Here is a 5,373-nt window from a genome sequence, read left to right on the forward strand (position 1 = left end):
CAGGACTTGGGTCATGGTTCTATCATAACTTCCGCATTCCTCCCGACACTGACCCTACGGGTACAGTGCGGGGCTCCTGCGATTTCTAGCTGAAGTTCAGGTAACTGTGCAGCCAGCTTGAGAACAGCTGTTCGCTGGCCCAGATTCTGGAGTCGGGTTGAGATAAGCAGCAAATAGTTAAGTTGGCTACAGAATCCCCTGACTTGTTGCTTAGGTCTGCTTTGAATCTTGGGTCTTCTTTGAGATTTATAGGATCCCTCAATACTCGAAGGTCATGGGCGGGAAGCGGGAAGGGCGGGATCTGAGCTGGGCGGGTTCAGAGGCAGGAGCGGGATCCCGGAAGGCTTTTGCCTCCTGCTGAAGGTGCTGCATGGCCTGCTCGATTTCCTGGAGTCGCGCGTGGATTTGCCCTTGCCGCTCTCGAATAAACTCTAGCTCTTGGTTGAGCCGCTGCTTTTCGACAGTGAGCTGCTGCATTTCGGCATAGAGGGCGGATTCGGTTTGGCGGCGAGGGATCGAGCGCAGCTTGGGGCGAGGTCGAGTTCGGGGCACACGGGGCAAGCTCATAAGGGGGGATCCCGGAAAACGGCTTGCGCCTATCCTAGCGTGCTCTTGGCGGCCCTTCTATTCCTAGGTAGGATCCATTCGTCTGGTGTGGAAAACAGCGATGGTGGAAACTGGAGCAGACCTGTTGCAACGCTACGGCAGCGGTGAGCGCGACTTCAGCAACAGCCAACTGGCCGGAGCTGATCTGGCCGGGGCCGACTTGGCCGGGATCGACTTGGGGGGATCCATTCTCCGCCAGGCAAAGCTGGCCTCTGCCAACCTGGAGCGGGCCTACCTGAGCGGCGCCGACCTCAGCCAAGCGGATCTGCAGGGATCCAACCTGCGGCTGGCCAACCTAGAGAAAGCCAAGCTGCAGGGATCCCGATTGCAAGGAGCCAACTTGCGTGGGGCCAACCTGGCCGAAGCGGACTTGAGCGAAGCCGATCTCAGCCAAGCGGACCTGGCAGGGGCCAATCTCACCGGGGCCAACTTGAGAGGAGCCCTTCTTGCCCAGTGCAAACTCAAGCTGGCCAACCTGCGAGGGGCTTGCTACGACGCCACCACTCAGATGGAAGCGGGTGTTACACCGGTGGAGCTGGGCATGGTTCAAGCCTAGAGGAGGAAATGGGGCTAGTCCTCCGGCTCCAAGTCCAGGATCTCCTGAATTTCGGCATCGGTATAGCCCACCGCCCGCAACTTCTTCGATACCGTCTGAATCTCCCCTGGAGACAAATCCTGCTGCCGTACCCGATCCCAGAGATTGGCCACAATCTGCAGCAGCAAACCGCTGCTCTCCGCCTCAAACAGCTCAAAAGCCGTGGCTAGCTCAATGGCCTGCAACACCTCCTCGGCACTGCCAATCGGCTGATCGAGGGATCGTTCCTCCAGCTCCACCAGCAACTGGCGCAGTTGGTTCAGGCCATCCCCAAGAGCAGACATACAGCAGGCTCCACAACGGCACTCGAACCCTCACCCTAGCAGACCCCTATCATTCCGCAAAAGGAATCCCGCCAATTCTGCGGCAGCTACAGCTATTCTGGTTAAAAGAGCGATCTAGCCGCAATCGAGGCGATTGTCGAGTCAGCATAGACAATCAACAACACCCAAACAACACCAAGAGGAGATGCATGAGTATGGCCCCAGTGAACGTCCTGCCCAATACCCCCCAGCCTTTGGCCAATAAGGGTGGCACCACCTTGGACTATGGCAGCGCGGTTTACCGGCAGGCCTACTCTCGCATCAACGGCATTGTGATCGAAGGGGAACAAGAAGCCCACGACAACTACCTCAAGCTGGCCGAGATGTTGCCGGAAGGGGCAGAGGAGCTGCACAAGCTGGCCAAGATGGAATTGCGGCACATGAAAGGCTTTCAATCCTGCGGCAAAAACCTGCAGGTAGAGCCGGATAGGGAGTTTGCCCGCACTTTCTTCGCCCCTTTGCGCCACAACTTCCAAAAGGCGGCAGCAGCCGGAGATCTGGTTGCCTGCTTGGTCATTCAGTCGCTGATCATCGAATGCTTTGCCATTGCCGCCTACAACATTTACATCCCCGTCGCCGATGAGTTTGCCCGCAAGATCACCGAGGGGGTGGTCAAGGATGAATATCTGCACCTCAATTTTGGAGAGCGCTGGCTAGGGGAGCATTTTGGCGAGGTCAAAGGGCAGATCGAAGCGGCCAACGCCCAGAACCTGCCCTTGGTCTGGCAGATGCTGCAGCAGGTGGACCAGGATGTAGAAGCCATCTATATGGATCGCGAGGCCATCGTCGAGGATTTTATGATTGCCTATGGAGAGGCGCTGGCCAACATCGGCTTCAGCACCCGCGAGGTGATGCGCCTCTCAGCCCAGGGTTTGCGGGCAGCATGACCCACCTCAGCTAGAAGTCGCAGGAGCCCCGCACTGTACCCGTAGGTTCAGTGTTGGGAGGAATGCGCTTTGATGAAGTACAATGGACCTTAATGGTGCAAACGTAATTGCGCTCTTGGGGGCTGCTGTAAACCAGCCTAGAGGTCCGGGCTTGTTTTGTTCTCTGGTAGGGCAGAGCAGGCTCAGGGCTACTGAAAGCCCGCCCTGTACCGCTTAGCGGTCGGAGTCGGGTAGTTTACTTATCCAAGCGGGTAAACCTTTATGTTCGGCCTGATCGGGCACTTGACCAGCCTGGCCCATGCGAAGCAGGTGGCAGACAAGCTGGGTTATTCCGAATATGCGGAGAGCGACCTGGAGTTCTGGTGCATGGCTCCCCCTCAGGTGGTGGACGAGATCACAGTGACCAGCATTACCGGCCAAAAGATCCATGGGCAGTACGTCGAATCCTGTTTCTTGCCGGAAATGTTGGCGGGGGGACGGGTAAAGGCCGCCTGTCGGAAAGTGTTGAATGCCATGGCCCTAGCCCAGCGGCGCGGCTTGAACATTACGGCTTTGGGGGGATTTAGCAGCATCATTTTTGAGACTTTTCGCCTCGACAGTCTCCGGCGAGTCCGCAACATTGACTTGGAGATCCAACGCTTTACCACCGGCAATACCCACACGGCCTACATCATCTGTCAGCAACTGCAGTTGGCGGCCCAGCGCTACGCCATGGACTTGGCAGCCGCTACGGTTGCGGTGGTGGGGGCGACCGGAGATATCGGCAGCGCCATTTGTCAATGGTTGGTGGCCCACACTCACTTGGGCAAATTGTTGCTCATCGCCCGAGAGCGACGGCGTCTGGAGGAATTGCAGGCCAAGCTCAAGCAGGGGGAGATCTCTTCGCTGGAAGAGGCCCTGCCCCGCGCTGACTTTATCGTTTGGGTGGCCAGCATGAGCCAAGGCATGGCCCTCGATCCCCAAGTTTTGCCGGATCCCTGTGTCATCATCGACGGTGGCTACCCAAAGAACATCGCCTCCAGCTTGCAGCGAAAGGGACTCTACGTCATTGACGGGGGGATGGTGGAGCACTCTTTGGATATTGAATGGAACATCATGCAGTTTTTGAATGTGGCCAACCCGGCCCGTCAGCTTTTTGCCTGCTTTGCTGAATCCATGCTGCTGGAGTTTGAGGGGCTGTACACCAATTTCAGTTGGGGCCGTAATTTGATCACCCTTGAGAAATTGGATCTGATCGGGCAGCTTTCCCGCAAGCATGGGTTCCGCCCCCTCATGCCCGAAGCCTAATTGAGATTCAAAATGAAGAAAGCCTCAGCCCCAGCAGAGGTGCTGGCCCTGGTCAGGTCAATCACCAATCGAGTAAACTACCCGACACCAACCGCTAGGCGGTACGGAGCGGGCTTTTAGTAGCCCTGCAGTTAGCAAGCCAACCACGAGCCTCTGGGGTGGTTTACTGCACCCCCAATCGACCGTTACCAGTGCCTTAAAAAAAACCGTTTCTGGTGCCCGCAGTATTATTATAGCATTCCTCCCAACACTGACTTTATAGGTACAGTGCGGGGCTCCTGCAATTTCTAGCTGAAGACCAAACGCCGAGAGACGGTCGCCATGCCCCAGTCCTTTACTGCCCACCTTTGGCAAGCCATTCAGCCCATCTACAAGCAAATCCTCGATCACCCCTTCAACCGAGAGTTAGCAGCGGGCAGCCTATCGCGGCAGCGGTTCCAGTTTTACTTGCAGCAGGATGCTCTTTATCTCACCGACTTTGCCCGCGCCCTGGCCTTGATTGGAGCTCGTTCCGAAGGGGCTGAGCAGGTGGTGAGTTTCTTGAACTTTGCCCTGGGAGCCATTGTGGCCGAACGCAGCCTGCACGAAAGCTATTTTCGCCTCTACGACATTCAACCCGAAACAGCCTATGCCCCTGCCTGCTTCGCCTATACCCGTTTTTTGTTGGCTGCGGCGGCTGTGGATCCCTATGAGGTGGCCATTGCCGCTGTGCTGCCCTGCTTTTGGATCTACCGAGAGGTGGGATCCACCATCTATCGCACCGCGCAGCCTGACAATCCCTACCAACAGTGGATCGACACCTACGCCGGGGAAGAATTTGCCCAAGTGGTGCAGCAGGCTTTGGACATCACCGACTCCGTCGCTCAGCAGGCTACAGAACCGCTGCGGGAAAAGATGAGGGCAGCTTTTGTCACTGCCTCCCGGTTGGAATGGCTGTTTTGGGACAGTGCCTATCGCCTCGAATCTTGGCAACCCGCCTAATCCTCAGCCGGTCGGGCTGGCTTACCAGACAGCAACTGCTGGGCTTGCGCGAAAACGGCATCCAACATCGGCTCCGTCAGCAGCCGTGTGGCCGTGTTGCGCCGGCTGGGATGGTAAGACGCCAGCAAATAGCGACCCTCTGCCAGGGGAATAACGCAGTTGTGGCCAAAGCGGGGACGGAGCCTGAGAGGTGGCAAGAGCGTCAGAGCGTGTTGGAAGGCAAAATGCCCCAACGTCAGGATCACTCGCACCTGGGTTAGCAGCTCCAGCTCTTGCTTCAGGTAGCCCAGGCAGGTCTTGGCTTCTATGGCGGTGGGGCGGTTCTCCGGGGGCACACAGCGCACCACTGCCGAGATGTAGCAATCCTGCAATTGCAGGCCATCCTCTCGGTGGGTAGAGGTGGGCTGATTGGCAAACCCGGCTCGGTACAGGGCGCGAAACAGCCAGTCCCCGCTGGGATCCCCGGTAAACACGCGCCCGGTGCGGTTGCCCCCATGGGCTGCCGGCGCCAACCCGATCACCCACAGCCGCGCCTGCGGATCCCCGAACCCTGGCACCGGTCGGCCCCAGTAGAGCTGGTCGCGAAAACGGGCCACCTTGTAAACTACCCGGCTCCGACCGCTAAGCGGTACGGAGCGGGCTTTCAGTAGCCCTGAGCCTGCTCTGCCCTACCAGAGAACAAAACAGGCCCGAA

The 5,373-nt window shown here is 57.9% G+C and carries 7 protein-coding genes and 1 pseudogene; 5 read left to right on the top strand and 3 right to left on the bottom strand.

Annotation, left to right across the window (positions count from 1 at the left end; translation table 11 throughout):
• Window positions 1-258: 258 nt before the first annotated feature.
• Entirely contained in the window at window positions 259-567 is a 309-nt protein-coding gene (locus tag ACVWXE_RS14095; RefSeq protein ID WP_238376787.1) for a gas vesicle protein GvpV, read from the bottom strand.
• Window positions 568-667: 100 nt separating this feature from the next.
• On the opposite strand from ACVWXE_RS14095, the gene ACVWXE_RS14100 reads away from it, so the two are divergent.
• Window positions 668-1,162: a pentapeptide repeat-containing protein gene (locus tag ACVWXE_RS14100; protein ID WP_041436747.1), complete on the top strand. Its 495-nt coding sequence runs from the start codon at window positions 668-670 to the stop codon at window positions 1,160-1,162.
• A gap of 14 nt (window positions 1,163-1,176) precedes the next feature.
• Here the strand turns inward: ACVWXE_RS14100 and ACVWXE_RS14105 are convergent, their stop codons facing one another.
• Entirely contained in the window at window positions 1,177-1,485 is a 309-nt protein-coding gene (locus ACVWXE_RS14105) for a hypothetical protein (RefSeq protein WP_457490618.1), read from the bottom strand.
• Between the two features lie 194 nt (window positions 1,486-1,679).
• Between ACVWXE_RS14105 and ACVWXE_RS14110 the strand changes: the two genes are divergently transcribed.
• The 4 genes and pseudogenes from ACVWXE_RS14110 (at window position 1,680) to tenA (ending at window position 4,679) form a co-directional block, all read left to right on the top strand.
• Window positions 1,680-2,411: an aldehyde oxygenase (deformylating) gene (locus tag ACVWXE_RS14110; protein ID WP_457490621.1), complete on the top strand. Its 732-nt coding sequence runs from the start codon at window positions 1,680-1,682 to the stop codon at window positions 2,409-2,411.
• Window positions 2,412-2,496: 85 nt separating this feature from the next.
• A pseudogene (locus ACVWXE_RS14115) lies at window positions 2,497-2,628 on the top strand (RNA-guided endonuclease TnpB family protein); the annotation flags it as partial.
• A gap of 44 nt (window positions 2,629-2,672) precedes the next feature.
• Window positions 2,673-3,698 (top strand): long-chain acyl-[acyl-carrier-protein] reductase, encoded by a 1,026-nt coding sequence (locus ACVWXE_RS14120; RefSeq protein WP_457490619.1) that lies wholly within the window; start codon window positions 2,673-2,675, stop codon window positions 3,696-3,698.
• A 321-nt stretch (window positions 3,699-4,019) separates the two neighbouring features.
• On the top strand, window positions 4,020-4,679 hold the full coding sequence (tenA, locus tag ACVWXE_RS14125) for a thiaminase II (protein ID WP_414416477.1): 660 nt from the start codon (window positions 4,020-4,022) through the stop codon (window positions 4,677-4,679).
• Here the strand turns inward: tenA and ACVWXE_RS14130 are convergent.
• Window positions 4,676-5,275, bottom strand: coding sequence for a uracil-DNA glycosylase (locus ACVWXE_RS14130; RefSeq protein WP_457490620.1), 600 nt, complete (start codon window positions 5,273-5,275; stop codon window positions 4,676-4,678). The two genes, tenA and ACVWXE_RS14130, sit on opposite strands and share 4 nt — an antisense overlap.
• Window positions 5,276-5,373 lie beyond the last annotated feature (98 nt).

The organism is Thermostichus sp. MS-CIW-41, assembly GCF_054058915.1.